The 18,059-nt window shown below is 70.5% G+C and carries 15 protein-coding genes and 1 tRNA gene; 11 read left to right on the forward strand and 5 right to left on the reverse strand.

All coding sequences use genetic code 11. The annotated features are described in order from the left end of the window. Together ACFYXB_RS03890 and ACFYXB_RS03895 are read right to left on the reverse strand one after the other, a co-directional pair. Positions 1 to 1,377: an ABC1 kinase family protein gene (locus ACFYXB_RS03890; protein WP_389577343.1), complete on the reverse strand. Its 1,377-nt coding sequence runs from the start codon at positions 1,375 to 1,377 to the stop codon at positions 1 to 3. Beyond that, positions 1,370 to 2,584: a TOMM precursor leader peptide-binding protein gene (locus tag ACFYXB_RS03895; RefSeq protein ID WP_389577345.1), complete on the reverse strand. Its 1,215-nt coding sequence runs from the start codon at positions 2,582 to 2,584 to the stop codon at positions 1,370 to 1,372. Before ACFYXB_RS03895 ends, ACFYXB_RS03890 begins: the two co-directional genes overlap by 8 nt. Before the next feature lie 227 nt (positions 2,585 to 2,811). Between ACFYXB_RS03895 and ACFYXB_RS03900 the strand changes: the two genes are divergently transcribed. The 4 genes from ACFYXB_RS03900 (at position 2,812) to ACFYXB_RS03915 (ending at position 6,730) form a co-directional block, all read left to right on the forward strand. Next, positions 2,812 to 3,408 carry a M48 family metallopeptidase gene (locus tag ACFYXB_RS03900; protein WP_389577347.1) on the forward strand — a complete coding sequence of 199 codons (597 nt, stop codon included), beginning with the start codon at positions 2,812 to 2,814 and terminating at the stop codon, positions 3,406 to 3,408. 137 nt (positions 3,409 to 3,545) lie between these two features. Continuing rightward, a complete protein-coding gene (locus tag ACFYXB_RS03905; protein ID WP_389577349.1) occupies positions 3,546 to 5,264 on the forward strand; it encodes a TerD family protein in 1,719 nt (572 codons plus the stop codon). 11 nt (positions 5,265 to 5,275) lie between these two features. After that, on the forward strand, positions 5,276 to 5,956 hold the full coding sequence (locus tag ACFYXB_RS03910; RefSeq protein ID WP_389577351.1) for an AIM24 family protein: 681 nt from the start codon (positions 5,276 to 5,278) through the stop codon (positions 5,954 to 5,956). Between the two features lie 18 nt (positions 5,957 to 5,974). Next, the gene (locus ACFYXB_RS03915) at positions 5,975 to 6,730 is read left to right on the forward strand and encodes an AIM24 family protein (protein ID WP_389577353.1); all 756 of its coding nucleotides are present in this window, start codon (positions 5,975 to 5,977) and stop codon (positions 6,728 to 6,730) included. 56 nt (positions 6,731 to 6,786) lie between these two features. Here ACFYXB_RS03915 and ACFYXB_RS03920 read toward each other — a convergent pair whose 3' ends face one another. After that, positions 6,787 to 7,308 (reverse strand): NUDIX hydrolase, encoded by a 522-nt coding sequence (locus ACFYXB_RS03920; protein WP_389577355.1) that lies wholly within the window; start codon positions 7,306 to 7,308, stop codon positions 6,787 to 6,789. Then, the gene (locus ACFYXB_RS03925) at positions 7,305 to 8,741 is read right to left on the reverse strand and encodes a zinc-dependent metalloprotease (RefSeq protein WP_389577357.1); all 1,437 of its coding nucleotides are present in this window, start codon (positions 8,739 to 8,741) and stop codon (positions 7,305 to 7,307) included. The genes ACFYXB_RS03920 and ACFYXB_RS03925 overlap by 4 nt, the downstream gene beginning before the upstream one ends. 191 nt (positions 8,742 to 8,932) lie before the next feature. Between ACFYXB_RS03925 and ACFYXB_RS03930 the strand changes: the two genes are divergently transcribed. The 4 genes from ACFYXB_RS03930 (at position 8,933) to ACFYXB_RS03945 (ending at position 12,054) form a co-directional block, all read left to right on the forward strand. Then, a complete protein-coding gene (locus tag ACFYXB_RS03930; protein WP_351343799.1) occupies positions 8,933 to 10,045 on the forward strand; it encodes an SDR family oxidoreductase in 1,113 nt (370 codons plus the stop codon). Between the two features lie 109 nt (positions 10,046 to 10,154). Then, entirely contained in the window at positions 10,155 to 10,616 is a 462-nt protein-coding gene (locus tag ACFYXB_RS03935) for a molybdenum cofactor biosynthesis protein MoaE (RefSeq protein WP_389577359.1), read from the forward strand. 116 nt (positions 10,617 to 10,732) lie between these two features. Beyond that, positions 10,733 to 10,897 (forward strand): hypothetical protein, encoded by a 165-nt coding sequence (locus ACFYXB_RS03940; protein WP_351343793.1) that lies wholly within the window; start codon positions 10,733 to 10,735, stop codon positions 10,895 to 10,897. Positions 10,898 to 10,956: 59 nt separating this feature from the next. Continuing rightward, positions 10,957 to 12,054, forward strand: coding sequence for a PDZ domain-containing protein (locus ACFYXB_RS03945; RefSeq protein ID WP_351343790.1), 1,098 nt, complete (start codon positions 10,957 to 10,959; stop codon positions 12,052 to 12,054). Between the two features lie 75 nt (positions 12,055 to 12,129). Here the strand turns inward: ACFYXB_RS03945 and ACFYXB_RS03950 are convergent, their stop codons facing one another. Then, positions 12,130 to 12,672 (reverse strand): PPA1309 family protein, encoded by a 543-nt coding sequence (locus ACFYXB_RS03950; RefSeq protein ID WP_351343787.1) that lies wholly within the window; start codon positions 12,670 to 12,672, stop codon positions 12,130 to 12,132. Positions 12,673 to 12,846: 174 nt separating this feature from the next. On the opposite strand from ACFYXB_RS03950, the gene ACFYXB_RS03955 reads away from it, so the two are divergent. The 3 genes from ACFYXB_RS03955 (at position 12,847) to ACFYXB_RS03965 (ending at position 17,981) form a co-directional block, all read left to right on the forward strand. Continuing rightward, on the forward strand, positions 12,847 to 15,795 hold the full coding sequence (locus tag ACFYXB_RS03955; protein WP_389577457.1) for a UPF0182 family protein: 2,949 nt from the start codon (positions 12,847 to 12,849) through the stop codon (positions 15,793 to 15,795). Between the two features lie 41 nt (positions 15,796 to 15,836). Then, positions 15,837 to 15,910, forward strand: a tRNA-Met gene (locus ACFYXB_RS03960). Between the two features lie 214 nt (positions 15,911 to 16,124). After that, positions 16,125 to 17,981, forward strand: coding sequence for a tetratricopeptide repeat protein (locus ACFYXB_RS03965; RefSeq protein ID WP_389577362.1), 1,857 nt, complete (start codon positions 16,125 to 16,127; stop codon positions 17,979 to 17,981). The last annotated feature ends 78 nt before the right edge of the window (positions 17,982 to 18,059 follow it).

Below are 18,059 nucleotides of genomic sequence, written 5' to 3' on the forward strand. Positions count from 1 at the left end.
TCATGCCTGCGCCGCCGGTGCCTCGTCCTCCAGGTCCAGGTCGTCCTCCAGAACGAAGCCCGGCAGCCACTCCTCCAGCTCCTGCCGCAGCCGTACGCTCGCGCCCAGCTGGCACAGGACACCGATGGTGCTCAGGGTCACCCGGTGTATCAGGAGGTACGCCGGAGGCAGGTTGAGCTGCTTGCCGAGCTGGTAGGCAGGGGAGCGCGGGTCGGCAATGCGTGCCGCCTGGCTGCGCATCCAGGTGCGGGAGAAGGTGAACTCGTCCACTCTGGCCGGTTCGATGATCGGCAGCAGGTAGTCGAGGACCGTTTCCGGGTCGAGCTCTATCGACTCCTTGACGAAGCCCTCGGCGCGAAGCATCTCGTAGACCGCCTCGGCCTCGCCGTCCAGCGTCATGCGCAGGGACTCGCCGATCGGTGTCGGCAGGCCACCGGGGAGGCGGTCGACGGTGCCGAAGTCCAGGACGCCCAGGCGCCAGTCGTCCTCGTCGTCCGGGTCGCCGGGCAGCAGGCGGAAGTTGCCCGGGTGCGGGTCGGCGTGCAGGAGGCCGGTGCGGGCCGGGCCCGAGAAGAGGAAGCGGGCCAGGAGCTGGCCGGCGCGGTCGCGCTGCCCGGTGGTGCCGTCCGTGATGACCTCGGAGAGCGGGATCCCGTCGATCCACTCCGTGACCAGCACCTGCTCGCACTGGTGCACCACCGCCGGGACCACGACGTCGGGATCGCCCGCGAACTCCTCCGCGTGCGCCTGCTGGGCCTGGGCCTCCAGCCCGTAGTCCAGTTCCTCCGAGACGCGGTCGCGGAGCTCGGCGATCAGTGGTTTGACGTCTATTCCCGGAATGAGCGGCCCCAACAGGCGGGCGAAGCGGCTCAGTTGGCTGAGGTCGGACAGGAGGGCATCGCCCGCCCCGGGGTACTGCACCTTGACCGCCACCTCACGGCCGTCCTGCCACACCGCCCGGTGCACCTGTCCGATCGAGGCGGCTGCGGCGGGCTTGTCCTCGAACTCCAGGAACAGCTCGCGCCAGTCCGGCCCCAGCCGCTCCTCCAGCACGGAGTGCACAGTGCGGGTCGGCATCGGCGGTGCCGCGTCCTGGAGCTTGGTCAGCGCGGCACGGTAGGGGCCGGCGACCTCCTCGGGCAGGGCCGACTCGAAGACGGACAGGGCCTGCCCGAACTTCATCGCACCGCCCTTCAGCTCGCCGAGGACCTTGAACAACTGCTCCGCGGTGCGCTGTTGCAGCTCGCGGCCGACGATCTCCGCGGACTCGCCCACGATCCGCTTGCCCAGGCCCCAGGTAGCCCGGCCGGCGAAGCCGAGCGGCAGCGCGGCGAGCTTGGCGGTCCGGGTGACCGCCTTCCGGGGAAGATCAGACATGCGCCCTCCAAGTCCCAGCCGGCCGCGCCGTGTACGCCGTGCGTGGTAGCTCCGTCGACGGCCGTTGCCCCGCCATTGTCTCGTGTGGCTCCCCGTCCGTGGAGGAGTGTTCCTCCTCACCTTTCTCCGCGGCGCCGCACGGGCATGCCGGGTGGGGCCACACGGGCCGCGCGTGCCAGTGCAGACCAGGCACGGATACCTCCCAGCGTGCGCCGACGCTCGACGGGTACTCTCCGTCGAGGAAGGCGAGGGCATGGGCGGCCGCCAGCCCGGCGACGGCCGTCGCCAGTGCGAGATCGCAGGGTGGCACCGGACGCGCCTTCCCGGAACGCCACTGCGTGACCAGCCGCGGCCACGCCGGGTCCCGGTCCGTGCGGTCCTGGTGGAGACAGTCGGCGCAGCCCGTCTCGCCCGGCAGGACGAGGGGGCCCACGACTCCGGTTCCCTCCACGACACCGACGTAGAGATGCGGCGTTCCGGAGCTGATGAGCGGGGTGGCGGCGAACGGGTCCGGGGCGTGCACGCTGACATCGTCGCGCGGGGCGAAGATCACCAGCGAGAAGCCGGGGTCATCGGAATCCGGCGTCGAGGAGCGGCCGCGGCGCGCAGGGCGGCCCGGTGCCGCCCGGCGGACGGCCTGGCGGGCGGCCTCGTCCCTGCGCTCGCCGACCGACTCGACGGGCAGTCCGCCCGGCGCGACGTCCCACGGCTCGACACGGCCGACGTCGCGCACGTCGACCTCGCCCACCCCCGCGCCCGACAGCAGCGAGGCCAGCAGCGCGCCGACGCGGCCCGCACCTTTCACCTGGACGCGCAGGGCGCGGCGAGCCGCCAGGCGGCCGATCGCGCCGCCGGGTTCGGGTGAGATCAGTGAGAGGGACGCCAGGTCGGGGCGCAGCCGGTCGAGGGTGTCCTTCTTCTCGCGGAGGGCATCGGCGGCCGGACCGCCGCCGAGTGTGTCGTCGAGCAGTCCCGCCCGGCTCAGCCGCTCCACCAGGGCGTCGACGTGGCCGTCGGGCAGGTCCATGCGGCGCCCCTCCTCGCGCAGGAGCGGAAGTCCCCGCGCGCCGTCGAGCAGATCCAGGAAACTGCCCGTCGCCGTGTCCATCGGGCCGAGCGTCATCGCGTGCGCCGGAGTCATCCCGAACTGCACGGTGTTGAGGTCGCGCCAGCCGCGCCTGAGCGCCGGCTTCACCAGTGGATGCATGACAGTCCCCCCTTCGATCTGGGCAAGTCCTGGAACATCGGTGTTTGCCGGAGGAATCGGTCACGTCCCCTCGACGACTGCCAGCATGCCCGGCGCGAGAGCCGGCTGCCGAAAGTTGTCCACAGGCAGGGGGAAATTGTCGTACAAATCAAGCGCATGGTGGGGGATCGGCATCGAACCGTCCCGGACCCGGGACTTCCCCCATGTGCAGCGGGTAACGTCGGGGCGTGCCCGCCGAACCCCTGCACCGCGCCGGAAAACCACAGCGCAGCACGACGAGCCAGCCGCCGAGCGGCTCGGGGGCGAGCGCGATCGAGGTCCGCAGGAGTGCCCGGCGACGCCGGACGGTCTCCGCGTACCGCGAGGGCGATCGCACCGTCGTGCTCATCCCCGCCCGGATGTCCGAGGCGGAGGAGCAGCGCTGGGTGACCGTCATGCTCGACAAACTGGCCGCCCAGGAGAGCAAGCGGGTGTTGGGCGACAGAGAACTGGCCGAGCGCGCGGAGCAGCTGTCGGACCAGTACTTCGGCGGCCGGGCCAGGCCCACCTCGGTGCGCTGGGTCACCAACCAGAACACGCGCTGGGGTTCGTGCACACCGGCCGAGGGCAGTATCCGGCTCTCGCACCGGCTGCAGGGCATGCCCGAGTACGTCGTCGACTATGTGCTGTGCCATGAACTCGCGCATCTGCTGGTGCCCGGACACGGCCCCCGTTTCTGGCGACTCCTGGAGGCGTACCCGCGCACCGAGCGGGCCCGCGGCTACCTCGAAGGAGTGGTCGCCGCCGATCGTCTGCCCCATCTGCCCGGTGCGCGTACCGAGTGACCCGCTCGCCGGGCAGAGTCGCGCTCGACGCGGAACGCGGTTGTGTACCGGGTCTGTACCGACATCGTCCGATGTCCTGGTTTGCCGTTAGCCTGGCGCGACGCACTTACATTCGGGATGGGGGACGGTCGTTACGCATGGCCAGGGAATTCCAACGCGGCCACAAGGCCAGGATCAGTGACCTCACCGCGGGTACGGATCTGTACGTAGGTGTACAGATCTCCGGCCCCGGACTGACCTTCGACATCAGCTGCTTCGGCCTCGACGCCGACGAACGTCTCTCGGACGACCGGTACTTCGTCTTCTTCAACCAGCCGAAGTCCCCTGAGGAGTCCGTCCAGTTGCTGGGTGCCCAGGCGGGCGACACCGAGTCCTTCCGGATCACGCTGGACCGGATCCCGCCGCAGATCCACAAGTTGTCGTTCACGGCGACCCTCGACGGCGCCGGGCAGATGTCGCAGATCAGCCCCGGATACGTCCGGATCGTGGCCGGCGGCGAGGAAGTGGCCCGGTACTCCTTCAACGGCTCGGAGTTCACCACCGAACGTGCCGTGATGCTGGGCGACTTCTACCTGAAGGACGTGTGGCGGTTCGCCGCGGTCGGCCAGGGCTTCGACGGGGGTCTCGATGCGCTGCTGAAGAACTTCGGCGGTGAGGTGCTCGAGGAGGAGGCACCCGCTCCGGCCCCGCAGCAGCCGCAGACGGGCGCGACTCCGGGCTTCGCCCCGCCCGCGTTCGGCGCCCCGGCAGCACCGGCTCCGGCCCCCGTACCCGCTCCCGCTCCGCAGGGCTTCACGCCGCCCCCCGCCCCCACGCCGGCGCCCGTGCCCAACGTGCACGCCGCGCCGACCGTCATCGCGCCGCTGACCCCGCCCCCGGGCAGCACGGTGCCGCCCCCGGCTCCCGCCCCCGCGCCCTACGGCCAGCCCCAGCAGTCGTACGGCGGCCAGCCCGCCGCCCCGAGCGCCCCCATGCCTCCCGGCTACGGCCAGCCCCCGCAGGCCCCGACGCCACCCCCCGGTTACGGGCAGCCGACCGCGCCTCCGGGCTACGGCCAGCCCCCGCAGGCCCCGACGCCACCCCCCGGTTACGGGCAGCCGACCGCGCCTCCGGGCTACGGCCAGCAGCCGCCGTTCGGACAGGTCCCCGGCCAGCAGGCCGCCCCCTACGGGATGCCGCAGGGCGCGCCCCAGGGTGCCGGTGTGAGCGCCGCGCTCCAGAAGTTCAAGGAGACGCCCACCGGGCAGCGCTGGACGCAGCAGAACTCCAAGCTCATCCGCGTCGACCTCGGCATCGGCGGCCAGCCCGTCCTCGCGCGCCAGGGCAGCATGGTGCTCTACCAGGGCAAGGTCGACTTCGGCTACAAGGGCGCGGGCTTCGCCGGCCGGATCGTGGGCAACGCGACCGGCCAGGAGATGCAGCTGATGCGCTGCACCGGCCAGGGCCAGGTGTTCCTCGCCGAAGAGGCCACGCATCTGCACCCCGTCGAGCTCCAGGGCGACGCGATCTGCGTCTCCGCCGAGAACGTCCTCGCCTTCGACGAGAGCCTCCAGTACGAGGTCCGCCGCATCGAGGGACACGGCATCCCCGGAGGCGCCCTGTTCACGATGCAGTTCCAGGGCACCGGCACCATCGTCGTCAAGACGCACGGCACGCCCGTCGTCCTGCCCGTCACGCCCACCACGTTCGCCGACTGCAACGCGGTCGTCGCCTGGTCGGCGGCCTCCCAGGTGATCGTCTCCAGCCAGGTCCGCATGCGCCGCAACGCCTACCCGGGCGACACCGGCGAGAGCATCAACCTGCAGTTCCGGGGCGCGCCCGGCAACTTCATCGTCGTCCAGCCGTACGAGGTCTGAGGGAGCCCGTCATGAACCAGCAGCTCGCGGGCTATGCCCCCGCACCCGTCGCCGCCCGCATGGACAACCACGGCGACCACATGCTGAAGGTCGCCATGCAGACCGGAAACGACCTCCTCGCGCGCGTGGGCTCGATGGTCGCCTACGAAGGCTTCGTCCAGTACGAGCCCAACCCGCCGGCCGTGCGCCAGATCGCCCGCGACTGGGTCACCGGCGAGGGCGCACCGCTGATGAAGTGTTCCGGCGACGGCCTGCTCTACCTCGCCGACTACGGCGCGAACGTCGTCGTGATCAACCTCAACGGCGACGGCATCTCCGTCAACGCCACCAACCTGCTCGCCTTCGACGCCCACCTCACCTGGGGCGTGGAGCGGGTCAAGGGGCTGGCGAAGTTCGCCGGCCAGGGCCTGTGGAACACCAAGATCTCCGGACAGGGCTGGGTCGCGCTGACCTCCCGGGGCAAGCCGATCGTCGTCGACTGCGGCGGCGGCGAGGACGAGACGTACGTGGACCCGGACGCGCTCGTCGCCTGGTCCCCGAACCTCAAGGTGAAGGGCAAGCGCAGCTTCAAGGCCCAGTCGTTGATCGGCCGGGGCAGCGGCGAGGCCTACCAGATGGCCTTCTCCGGCCAGGGCATCGTCGTCGTCCAGCCCAGCGAGGACAGCACCGACCGCCTCCGGATCCGGGGCTGAGGGGGAGCCAGAAACGCCATGCAGAGCCCGCTTTTCGCCTTCAACGACTCGCAGACCCAGGACCGCTGGAGCCTGCAGAACAAGCAGATGCTCCGTGTCGCCCTCGGGGGCCACGACGACATCCTCGCCCGCAAGGGCACCATGGTCGCCTACCAGGGCCTCGTCGAGTTCGACGCCGAGTACCGCAGCAACAGCCAGTCACGCGCGCGTGCGTACACGGGCGAGGGCCTGGACCTGATGCGCTGCCACGGGCAGGGCACGGTCTACTTCGCCAACCTCGCGCAGTACGTCCATGTGGTCGACGTCGAGCAGGACGGGCTGACGGTCGACAGCAGCTACGTCCTCGCCATGGACTCCTCGCTGCACCACGAGGTCATCGCCGTCGACAGCCTGTACGGCATCTCGGGGTCCGGGAAGTACCAGCTCAACATCACCGGCCACGGCAAGGTCGCGCTGATGACCTCGGGCGCCCCGCTGATGATGCAGGTCACGCCGGACAAGTACGTCAACTGCGACGCCGACGCCATCGTCGCCTGGTCCACCGGGCTGCGGGTGCAGATGCAGGCCCAGACGCATTCCTCCGGGGTGTGGCGGCGCCGCGGCAGCACCGGTGAGGGCTGGGAGCTGAGCTTCATGGGCAGCGGTTATGCGCTCGTCCAGCCCAGCGAGTTGCTGCCGCCGCAGCACGCCCAGATCGGCCAGGGCGTCGCCGCGCAGTTCGGCATGGGCCAGCACGGGGCGCGCGCACAGAACCAGGGCAACGTCTGGAGCTGAGCGTCCAGGAATCCGACGTAAGGGGCGCCTGCCATTTGCGGGCGCCCCTTACACGTTCACAGTCGGGCGCGCGTCGCCTCGAGCAGTCGTACGACCGAGTCGTCGGCCACGTCCGCCACCTCGTCGTAGGCGAACCAGCGCACGTCCAGGGACTCGTCGCTGATCGCGTGCTCGGCGTCCCGCGGGGCCACGGCCGCGTACTGGACGTCGAGGTGGACGTGGCACGGCGGCGGGATCGGATGCCGGTCCAGGCGCACCGGCCCGCCCGGGAGCAGGGCCAGGCCCGCGACTCCGGACTCCTCCGTGGCCTCACGCAGGGCGGCCGCGGCGAGGGAGGCGTCCTGCGGCTCGCAGTGCCCGCCCATCTGGAGCCACATCTTCAGCTTCTTGTGCAGCGTCAGCAGCACCCGGCCGCGCTCGGGGTCGATCACCAGCGCGCTCGCCGTGACGTGTCCCGCGTGGCAGGACTTCCATATGCCGTCCGGGTGCGCCGCGAGGTGGTCGAGGTAGGCCTGGCGCAACTCGTCCTGGCCCTCGTACGTCTTCAGCGTGAGGACCGCGTCGTCGTACAGACTCACTCGCTGTCGTCGCCCTCGGCCTCGTCGTCCTTCTTCAGGTTCGGCTTCTCGCCCGAGCCGCCCGCCGCCTCGCCGAGCATCTTGTCCAGCTCGGAGAAGTCCAGCTGCTCACGGTGCACGAAGCCGTCCGGGTCGTCCAGGTCGGTGGCCGTCGGCAGCATGTCCGGGTGGGCCCACAGGGCGTCCCGGCCGTCCACACCGCGCGCGTCCGTGAGCGAGGCCCACAGTCGGGAGGCGTCGCGCAGGCGGCGCGGGCGCAGCTCCAGGCCGATCAGCGTCGCGAACGTCTGCTCCGCGGGGCCACCCGTGGCGCGCCGGCGGCGCAGCGTCTCGCGCAGGGCGTCGGCGGACGACAGACGCGGCTTCGCGGCCGCGTGGACCACCGCGTCCACCCAGCCCTCGACGAGCGCCAGAGCCGTCTCCAGACGGGCCAGGGCGGCCTTCTGCTCGGGCGTGTCCTCCGGCTGGAACATCCCCTGCTGAAGGGCGTCCTGCAACTGCTCGGGGTTCTGCGGGTCGAACTGGCCGACCACGTCCTCGAGCTTGGCCGTGTCGACCTTGATCCCGCGCGCGTACCCGTCGACCGCGCCGAACAGGTGCGAGCGCAGCCACGGCACGTGTGCGAACAGACGCTGGTGGGCGGCCTCGCGCAGGGCGAGGTAGAGCCGCACCTCCTCCTTCGGCACGCCCAGGTCCTTGCCGAACGCCTCGATGTTCACCGGCAGCAGCGCGGCCTTGCCGGCCGGGCCGAGCGGCAGCCCGATGTCCGTCGAGCCGACGACCTCGCCAGCGAGGACGCCGACGGCCTGCCCGATCTGCGTGCCGAACATGGCGCCGCCCATCGAGCGCATCATGCCGATCAGCGGGCCCGCCATGGCCTGCATCTCCTCCGGCAGGACGTCGCCCATGGCCGCGCCGACGCGCTCGGCGACCGGATCGACCAGCTCCTTCCAGGCCGGCAGCGTGGCCTCGACCCACTCCGCGAGGGACCAGGCCAGGGCGGAGCCGGAGCCGGACGGCAGGGACGTCGCGTCGTCCAGCCACAGGTCGGCCAGGCGGACGGCCTCCTGGACCGCGGTGCGCTCGGCGGCGCCGATGCTCGCGTCCTTGACGCCGTCGGAAGTGCCCTGGGAGACCGTCTGGCGGGCGATCTGCTTGGCCATGTCCCAGTTCACCGGGCCGCCCTCGTACGAGAGCATCTGGCCCAGCTGCTGGAAGGCGGCGCCCAGGTCGGTGGGGTTCAGTGAACCGAACATCGCGGCCAGCGGATTGTCGCCGCCGGGGCCGCCGGGCCCGCCGAAGCCGGGCAGCCCGAATCCGAACGGGTTGGCCGGGTCCTGACCACCGCCGCTCTCCTGGTCCTTCTTCTTGCCCTCGTCGCCGTCGTCCGGCTCCTCCGGCGGAAGGCCGAATCCGAATGGGGTGTCACTCACGGGGTTCCTCGGCTGGTAAGGCCACCGGCTCTTCCGGCGGCACGGCTGCCCGACAACACCACCCAGCGTAGACACCATGACCCGATCGGGCCTCGATGCTTCGCCGACTCTTGGCCTGCGGCAGGATGGATGCCACCTGGTACGTACGCGTCGCTCGCGCCCGTACTGAAGACAACCGCTGGAGACGCCCGGTGAGTTCCCCAGATCCGCAGGTTCGCGCAGCGCGAAACCAGTCAACCACTCCTGCCGCGCGCGGGCCCGTCGTCGCGGTCACCGGCGCCGCGACCGGGATCGGCGCGCTGCTCACGGAGCGACTGGCGGCATCCGAGGAGATCAGGCAGGTCGTCGCCATCGACGAGCGGCGCGGGGAGTGCGCGGCGGCGCAGTGGCACATCCTCGACGTGCGGGACCCGGCGATCGCGGAGAAGCTGCGGGGTGCGGACGTGGTCGTGCACCTCGCGCTCGACCTGGACCTGGAGAGCGACCCGGCGGCGCGTACGGCGTACAACGTACGGGGGACACAGACCGTGCTGACCGCGGCCGCGGCGGCCGGCGTGCACCGGGTGGTGCTGTGCACCTCCGCGATGGTCTACGGGGCGCTGCCGGACAACGAGCTGCCGCTGTCGGAGGACGCCGAGCTGCGGGCCACGGCCGAGGCCACGGGCGTGGGCGACCTGCTGGAGATCGAGCGACTGGCCCGGCGCGCGCCCCGGGCGCATCCCGGCCTCAATGTCACGGTCGTCCGTCCCGCGGTGCTCGTCGGCGGCACCGACACCGCCCTGACCAGGTATTTCGAATCGCCCCGGCTCCTTGTCGTCGCCGGGTCGCGGCCCGCCTGGCAGTTCTGCCACGTCGAGGATCTGTGCGGTGCGCTGGAGTACGCCGTGCTGGAGAAGGCCGACGGCGAACTGGCCGTCGGGTGCGACGGGTGGCTGGAGCAGGAGGAGGTCGAGGAGCTCAGCGGGATCCGGCGGATGGAGCTGCCGTCCGCGGTCGCGCTCGGCGCGGCGGCCCGGCTGCACCGGATCGGGCTCACGCCGTCGCCCGCGGGTGACCTGGCCTACACGATGTACCCCTGGGTGGTCAGCGGGAGCCGGCTGCACGAAGCCGGGTGGCGGCCGCGGTGGACCAACGAGGAGGTTCTCGCGGAGCTGCTGGAGGAGGTGTCTGGGCGGCACACGGTCGCCGGGCGGCGGCTGGGCCGCAAGGACGCGACGGCGGCGGGGGCCGCGGGGGCGACGGTCGCGCTGCTGGGGGCGGCGGCGGTGGTACGGCGCGCACGGAAGGCTCGGCGACGGATCTGAGGTGGGCCGGGGTTTCACGACGCCCGGCGCTGTGGCCGCCCCCTGGACCCCGGTCCTCGCCCACCCACCACCCGACTCGGTTGGTCGAAAAGTGCGGCACGATGGACGCATGGCAACCATGAATGACCACCCCGGTGAGCAGGCTGCGCAGGATCCCGTCAAGCTGATCGCCGTCCGGGAGACCGCGCTCTCCCTCGACGAGGTGTTCCAAGCCGTGGGCGACGACGCGGCGGGCGGCATCGCGCTGTTCGTGGGGACCGTGCGCAACCATGACTCGGGCGCCGACGTCGACGCGCTCGGCTATTCGTGTCACCCCAGTGCCGAGGCCGAGATGCGTCGGATCGCCGAGAAGGTCGTCGCGGACTACCCGGTCCGGGCGCTGGCCGCCGTACACCGGGTGGGGGATCTGCGGGTCGGGGATCTCGCCGTCGTGGTCGCGGTGTCGTGTCCGCACCGGGGCGAGGCATTCGAGGCCTGCCGGAAGCTGATCGACGACCTCAAGCACGAAGTGCCGATCTGGAAACATCAGAAATTTTCTGACGGTACGGAGGAATGGGTGGGCGCCTGCTGAACAGTTCACCCGTTTTTCCGGTTGCGTAACCGCACCCCTGCCGTGAGCGTTGTCACTGCGACTGGTTAATCTGCTGATCAGTCAGTTGGCGACGCTCATAAGGTTGGGAGGTCGGCATGGCGGCACTCGCCTGGTTGCTCATTCCGTTTGTGGCCGCGATAGGCGCAGGCCTGTGGGGCAGTTGGGCCAACCGGACCCGCAAGGTACGGAGTGACGGTCCCGAGCTGGACGGCTATGCCCGCTTCCGCGAGGCCATGGAGAGGCCCCACTCGCACACGTGACGTGCGGGACAGGGATGCCCTGACGATGCGCTGACAGACCCGTCCCGTACTGTCGATGCATGCCACGCCGCACCGCGACGATGCTCGCCTCCACCCTGATGCTGATCGCGCTCCTGTGCGTGGGAGTGCTCACGCCCGTGCCGTATTCGGAGATGTCCCCGGGTCCGACGGTGAACACCCTCGGCGAGCACGGCGGCGAGCCGGTGCTGCAGATCTCCGGGCACAAGACGTACGCGACGTCCGGGCACCTCAACATGACGACCGTCCGCGTCACCAGCGCGGACTACCGGATGAACCTCGTCGAGGCCGTGTACGGCTGGCTCGCGCACGACAATAAGGTCGTGCCGCACGCCACGCTCTACCCGGACGGCAAGACGGAGGAGCAGTCCACCCAGGAGAACGCCGAGGAGTTCAGCCAGTCGCAGGAGAGCGCCAAGGTCGCCGCCCTGAAGGAGCTGAACGTCCCGGTGAAGTCCTGGGTGATCGTCTCCACCGTCATCAAGGACTCCCCGGCCCAGGGCCGGCTGCACGCCGGTGACGTCATCAAGGCCGTGGACGGCACGGCCGTGAAGCAGCCCTCCGACGTCGCCAAGCTCGTCACCAAGCACAAGCCCGGGCAGGACGTCGTCTTCACCATCGTCCCGGTCAAGGAGCAGATGGCCGCCGAGAAGGCGAACAGGACGGCGACCAAGACCCAGGACGTGACGATCACCACGGCGACGTCCGACGACAGCGGGGCCAAGCGAGCCATCGTCGGGATCTCCGCCGGGACCGATCACACGTTTCCGTTCACCATCGACATCAAGCTCGCCGACGTCGGCGGCCCCAGCGCCGGACTGATGTTCGCGCTCGGCATCTACGACAAGCTCACCCCGGGCAACCTCACCGGCGGCAAGTTCGTCGCCGGCACCGGCACGATCGACGACGACGGCACCGTCGGCCCGATCGGGGGCATCGAGATGAAGACCGTCGGCGCGCGCAGCAAGGGCGCCCAGTACTTCCTCACGCCCGCCGACAACTGCGCGGCCGCAGCCAAGGACACCCCGGGCGGGCTCACCCTCGTCAAGGTCAGGACGATCAACGACGCCCTGGACGCCCTGAAGGACATCCGCACCGGCGACACCGCCGCCCTGCCGAAGTGCACCACCAAGGGCTGACCGCACCCGTGACGTGGCTGGGGGCGCCCTCAGGACCCGAGGGCGCCCCCATCGCAGTACCCAGGCCGGAACGCTTCAGTCGGCGAACGTCGCCGTAAGTGCCTCCGCGAGACCGGGCACCAGATCCGGGCCGGTGAGGACCTCCGTCGGGCTGTCCTTCTCACGCAGCCGCAGGGCCGATTCACGGGTGCCGTCGCGCAGGACCGCGACGGTCATCCGGACCTCCTGGCGCTCGGGATGGTCTGCCACCCACTTCGCCAGCCCGGCCTCGTTCAGCCCGTCCGGGACCTGGGCCTCGGCGGACGGCGGTAGCATCAGCCGCTCCACCGTGAGCGCGCAGCCGGTCACCGCGTCGGGCCAGGCGATGGTGCCGAGGAACTCGTCGAGCGCCTTGCCGGCGGGGATCTCGTCCTGCTCGATCGGGGTGAGACCGGTGGTCTCGGGCTCGTCCTGCAGGCCGAGCTGGGCCGCGAGCGAGGGTTCCTGGGTCCGCAGCCGCGCGGTGTCTACGAGGGCGAAGAGGCGAGCGGGCTGGTCCCAGCCGAGGCCGGAGGCGTACTCGTCGATCTCGAGTACGGCCCGGGTGAGCGGGCTCGCTGCCATGGGAGTGTTGGACATGGTCACAATCCTGCCTCGTTCATAGCCGGAATCGGGAACCGAGTAAACGGTGAGTAAGTTGCATAGGTGTGGGCCCGGATCACGGGGCACAGCGGACGGCCCGTGAACACGGGGGCCTGACGTAACGACAGCGAACCATCACCGAACTTCGAGGTGCGCACCTTGGCATTCCAGATGCCGGACCGCGGCGGAGGCCCGACGGGGCCGCGGATCAGAGCGGGCCGCCCGTCACGGCGTGCCCGGACCCTGCTCATGACACTGGGCGTTCTTGCCGTCCTCGGCATGGCGTTCACCATGTTCGCAGGCTTCTGGACGGACTGGCTGTGGTACCGGTCGGTGCACTACTCGTCGGTGTTCACCACCACGCTGTGGACCAAGATCGGCCTGTTCTTCGTCTTCGGTCTGCTCATGGCGGCCGCGGTCGGCTTCAACATCTGGCTCGCGCACCGGCTGCGGCCCCCGCTGAGCGCCATGTCCGTGGAACAGCAGAGCCTCGACCGCTACCGGATGGGCATCGCACCGTACAAGAGATGGCTGCTGTTCGGCGTCACCGCGCTGGTGGGTCTGATCGCTGGTGCCTCCGCGTCGAGCCAGTGGCGGACCTGGCTGATGTGGGTCAACGGCGTGCCCTTCCACCAGAAGGACCCCCAGTTCCACCTGGACGTCTCCTTCTACGCCTTCGACCTGCCCTGGTACCGCTTCCTGCTCGGCTTCGGCTTCGCCGCCGCGATCCTGTCCGTGATCGCCGCCGCGATGACGCACTACCTGTACGGCGGGCTGCGCGTCACCAGCCCCGGTGCGCGGGCCACGGCCGCGGCCACCGGGCACCTGTCGGTGCTCATCGGCATCTTCGTCGCCCTCAAGGCGGTCGCCTACTGGCTCGACCGGTACGGACTGGCCGTCAAGTCCAGCGACTTCAAGGCGACCGGCAACTGGACCGGCCTGCGCTACGTCGACGCCAACGCCTATCTGCCCGCCAAGACGATCCTGTTCTGCATCGCGGCCATCTGCGCGCTGCTGTTCTTCGCCACCCTGTGGCGGCGCACCTGGCAGCTGCCCGTCATCGGCTTCGGCCTGATGGTCCTCTCGGCGATCCTCATCGGCGGCCTGTACCCCGCGATCGTCCAGAAGTTCCAGGTCCAGCCCAACGAGCAGGCCAAGGAAGCGCCGTACGTCCAGAAGAACCTCAAGGCGACTCGCGAGGCCTACGGCATCGACGACACGAAGGTCACCGAGTACGCGGGCACGAGCGACACCAAGGACAAGACCGAGCTCCGGGGCGACGTCGGCGGCACGGCGAGCATCCGGATCATGGACCCGAACATCGTCTCGCCGACGTTCCAGCAGCTCCAGCAGATGCGGAACTACTACGCGTTCCCGACCAACCTCGACGTCGACCGGTACGCCAAGGACGGCAAGGCCCAGGACACGGTCATCGGTCTGCGCGAGCTGAACCTCGATGGCATCCCGAAGAACAACTGGATCAACGACCACTTCCGCTACACCCACGGGTACGGCGTGGTCGCCGCCAAGGGCACCGAGGCGGACTCCGAGGGACGCCCGGTCTTCACCGAGTACAACCTGCCGTCCAAGGGCGACCTGCCCACGTACGAGCAGCGTGTCTACTACGGCGAGAAGACCAGTACCTACTCCATCGTCGGCGGTCCCCAGAAGGAGATCGACTACTCCGACGACAGCGGTGAGAAGACGACCAGCTACCAGGGCAAGAGCGGCGTCAACCTCGCCAGCCCGATCAACCGGGCGGCGTACGCGGTGGCGTTCAACGAGCCGCAGATCCTCTACTCCGGTGCGATCGGCGAGGGTTCGCGGATCCTCTACAATCGCACGCCCAAGCAGCGCGTCGAGGCCGTCGCCCCCTGGCTGACCATCGACGGGGACGCCTATCCGGCGGTCGTGGACCACCGCATCCAGTGGATCGTCGACGCCTACACGACGACCAACGGCTATCCGTACGCCTCGCGTACGACCCTGGGTGACACGACGGCCGACTCGCTGACCGCTACCAACAACTCGCGCGCGGTGGTGGCCCAGCAGAACCAGGTCAACTACATCCGCAACTCGGTGAAGGCGACTGTCGACGCGTACACGGGCGACGTCAAGCTCTACCAGTGGGACACCCAGGACCCGGTCCTGAAGACCTGGATGAAGGCCTTCCCCGGCACGGTCGAGCCCAGGTCCGACATCTCGGCCTCCCTGATGGCCCATCTCCGGTACCCGCAGGACCTGTTCAAGGTCCAGCGCGAACTGCTCACCCGCTACCACGTCACGGACGCGCAGACGTTCCTCAGCGGCAGCGAGGTGTGGCAGGTGCCGGACGACCCGTCCAACAAGTCGGGCAGCGCGGTGCCGCCGTACTACTTGAGCATGAAGATGCCGGACCAGACGTCGCAGGCGTTCTCGCTGTCGACGACGTTCACGCCCAACGGCCGGGACAACCTCAGCGCGTTCATGGCGGTCGACTCCGAGGCGGGCACGTCCGACTACGGCAAGATCAGAATCCTGAAACTGCCCACGGACACGACGGTCAACGGACCCAAACAGGTCCAGAGCCAGTTCAACTCCGAGCAGGACATCGCTGAGACGATCAGCCTGCTGAGCCGAGGTCATTCGGATGTCGAGTACGGCAATCTGCTCGCGGTGCCGCTCGACGGAGGACTGCTGTACGTGGAGCCGGTCTACGTACGCGGTGGTGGACTCAAGTACCCACTGCTGCGGAAGGTCCTGGTGAGCTACGGCAACAGCTACGCCTTCGAGGACACCCTCGATCAGGCGCTCAACAAGGTCTTCGGCACGGGTAGTTCGACCACTCCGCCACCGGACACGGGCACCGGGAACCCGCCCCCGTCGTCCGGCAATCCCACGGTCCAGGAGGCGCTGAAGGACGCCCAGAAGGCGTTCGACGCCGGGCAGGAAGCGCTGAAGAAGCCCGACTGGGAGGCGTACGCCAAGGCGCAGAAGGACCTCGAGGCCGCGCTGAAGCGGGCCGCGGAGGCGCAGGCCGCCGCCGGCGCCGGCGGCAGCAAGACCAGCGGTTCCGGGGCCGGCAGCAGTCCCAGCCCGAGCGGCAGCCCGAGTCCCAGCGGCAGTCCCGGTAGCGGTTGATCAAGGCCACCCCGTGCCGTGATACGGTTGCCGAGCAACGGCGCGGGGTGGAGCAGCTCGGTAGCTCGCTGGGCTCATAACCCAGAGGTCGCAGGTTCAAATCCTGTCCCCGCTACTGAAGTCGAAGGCCCGGATCCTCTTGGATCCGGGCCTTCGTGGTGTGCGGACGGGCGACGAACGGATGTACCGGTGTGCGGGTCGCCGTGCCGCCGTGGGGACTTGGGAGATGTGTGTTTGACTTGTCGTTCTGTGGGCATGTCGACAAAACGCTGAAGTGACCTCCCGGGCTGCGGTATACCGGGTGTACCGAGGTTGCAGGTGGTGCGACTATGGACGTTATGGGGGACAAGGCAACTCTGTTGGAGACAGGGCGTTTTGCGCAGCCTTCCGGCTTTGCGCAGTCTTCCGGGTTGGTGCCGTCTTCTGGCTTGGTGTCGTCTTCCGACCGGGACGAGACCGGCGAGGCTGCCGAGGAAGTGCGTCAGCGGCTCGCCGCCGAGGCCGGTGACGTCGAGGCGATGAGCGTGCTCGGGGCCATGCTGCTCCGCCGCGGCGATCTCGACGGAGCCGAGCCCCAGCTGCGTGCTGCCACCGCTGCCGGTGACCGTGCCGCCGCCAACAACCTCGGAGTCCTCCTGCACCAGCGCGGCTACCCCGACGAGGCCGCCGGATGGTGGCGGATCGCCGCCGTCGCCGGGTCCGCGGCCGCCGCGCACGCCCTGGGCCGGCACCACCGGGAGCGCGGGGACGAGCCCGCCGCCGAGTACTGGCTGCGCCAGTCCGCCGAGCAGGGACATGTGCTGGGCGCGTACGCGCTCGCCGACCTGCTCGAACACCGCGGGGACACGGGCGCCGAGCAGTGGATGCGGGCCGCCGCCGAGCGGGGGCACCGGGAGGCGGCGTACCGGCTGGCGCGTGCGCTTGACCGCGCGGTGGGACCCGAGGGGGAAGCCGGGTCCGACAATGGTGTCGAGGTCGCCGTCGAGGAGGCCGAGCAGTGGTTCCGGCAGGCCGCCGCGCGCGGGCACCGGCGGGCCGCGCTGCACCTCGGGGCGATCCTGGAGAAGCGGGGTCAGCTCAAGGAGGCCGGGCGCTGGTATCTGACCTCCGCCAAGGACGGGGAGGCCCGGGCCGCCTGCGCGCTGGGGTTCCTGCTGCGGGACGCCGGGGACACCGAGAGCGCGGCCGTGTGGTGGCTGCGGGCCGCGCAGGAGGGGGACGGCAACGCGGCGAACGCGCTGGGCGCGCTGCACGCCGAGCGCGGCGAGACGCAGACCGCCGAGCGGTGGTACCGGGAGGCGATGGACGCCGGGGACGACAACGGGGCGTACAACCTCGGGCTGCTCTGCGCCGAGCAGGGGCGGACCGCGCAGGCCGAGCAGTGGTACCGGCGGGCGGCGTACGCCGGGCACCGGGAGGCGGCCAATGCGCTGGCGGTCCTGCTGCTGGGCAGCGGCGACGCCAGCGGGGCCGAGCCGTGGTTCTCCAAGGCGGCGGAGGCGGGGAGCGTGGACGCCGCGTTCAACCTCGGGATCCTGTACGCCGGGCGGGGCGAGGACAACGTCGCGCTGCGGTACTACGAGCGTGCGGCGGCCGCCGGGCACACCGAGGCGGCGTTGCAGGTCGGCATGGCACGGCTGCGAGAGGGCGACGAGCAGACGGCCGAGCGGCATCTGCGGTGCGCGGCGGGCGCGGGGAACGCGGAGGCGGCGTACCGGCTGGCCGCCCTGCTCGACGCGCGGCGGCCCGCGGTGTCCGAGCACGGTCTTGGTGAGTCCGTGCACGAGAAGACCGAGTGCGAGGAGTGGTACGAGCGGGCGGCCTCCCAGGGGCACCGGCGGGCGCAAGTGCGGGTGGGGATGCACGCCGCCGCGCGCGGTGACGTCGTGGAGGCGGCGCGGTGGTACCGGGAGGCGGCGGAGGCCGGGTCGCGGAACGGGGCATTCAATCTGGGGCTGCTGCTGGCCCGGGAGGGGAGCGAGCCGGAGGCGGCGGTGTGGTGGAAGCGGGCCGCTGACGCGGGGCACGGGCGGGCGGCGCTGCGGCTGGCCCTGCTGTTCGCGCGGCGTGGAGAGCTCGCGGAGGGGCAGCGGTGGGCCGAGCGAGCGGTGTCGCTGGGGCCGGCGGAGGTGTCGGGGCGGGCGGAGCGGCTGCGGGACGCTCTGCGGGAGGAACTGTCGGCGTGAGGTTGGTGCCGGGTGACTTTGCCCACCCACCCGCCCGACTCGGTAGGTGAAAAGGTCCCCTCGCCCTGAGGCTCGGCG

Origin of the sequence: Streptomyces sp. NPDC002619 (genome assembly GCF_042889305.1) — a bacterium.
GTDB lineage: Bacteria > Actinomycetota > Actinomycetes > Streptomycetales > Streptomycetaceae > Streptomyces.

Excerpts from the sequence above, each read along its gene's own strand:
- ACFYXB_RS03890 (WP_389577343.1), bottom strand. The coding sequence starts at position 1,377 with ATGTCTGATCTTCCCCGGAAGGCGGTCACCCGGACCGCCAAGCTCGCC.
- ACFYXB_RS03895 (WP_389577345.1), bottom strand. The coding sequence starts at position 2,584 with ATGCATCCACTGGTGAAGCCGGCGCTCAGGCGCGGCTGGCGCGACCTC.
- ACFYXB_RS03905 (WP_389577349.1), top strand. The coding sequence starts at position 3,546 with ATGGCCAGGGAATTCCAACGCGGCCACAAGGCCAGGATCAGTGACCTC.
- ACFYXB_RS03910 (WP_389577351.1), top strand. The coding sequence starts at position 5,276 with ATGAACCAGCAGCTCGCGGGCTATGCCCCCGCACCCGTCGCCGCCCGC.
- ACFYXB_RS03915 (WP_389577353.1), top strand. The coding sequence starts at position 5,975 with ATGCAGAGCCCGCTTTTCGCCTTCAACGACTCGCAGACCCAGGACCGC.
- ACFYXB_RS03935 (WP_389577359.1), top strand. The coding sequence starts at position 10,155 with ATGGCAACCATGAATGACCACCCCGGTGAGCAGGCTGCGCAGGATCCC.
- ACFYXB_RS03940 (WP_351343793.1), top strand. The coding sequence starts at position 10,733 with ATGGCGGCACTCGCCTGGTTGCTCATTCCGTTTGTGGCCGCGATAGGC.
- ACFYXB_RS03945 (WP_351343790.1), top strand. The coding sequence starts at position 10,957 with ATGCCACGCCGCACCGCGACGATGCTCGCCTCCACCCTGATGCTGATC.
- ACFYXB_RS03950 (WP_351343787.1), bottom strand. The coding sequence starts at position 12,672 with ATGTCCAACACTCCCATGGCAGCGAGCCCGCTCACCCGGGCCGTACTC.
- ACFYXB_RS03955 (WP_389577457.1), top strand. The coding sequence starts at position 12,847 with ATGCCGGACCGCGGCGGAGGCCCGACGGGGCCGCGGATCAGAGCGGGC.
- ACFYXB_RS03965 (WP_389577362.1), top strand. The coding sequence starts at position 16,125 with ATGGACGTTATGGGGGACAAGGCAACTCTGTTGGAGACAGGGCGTTTT.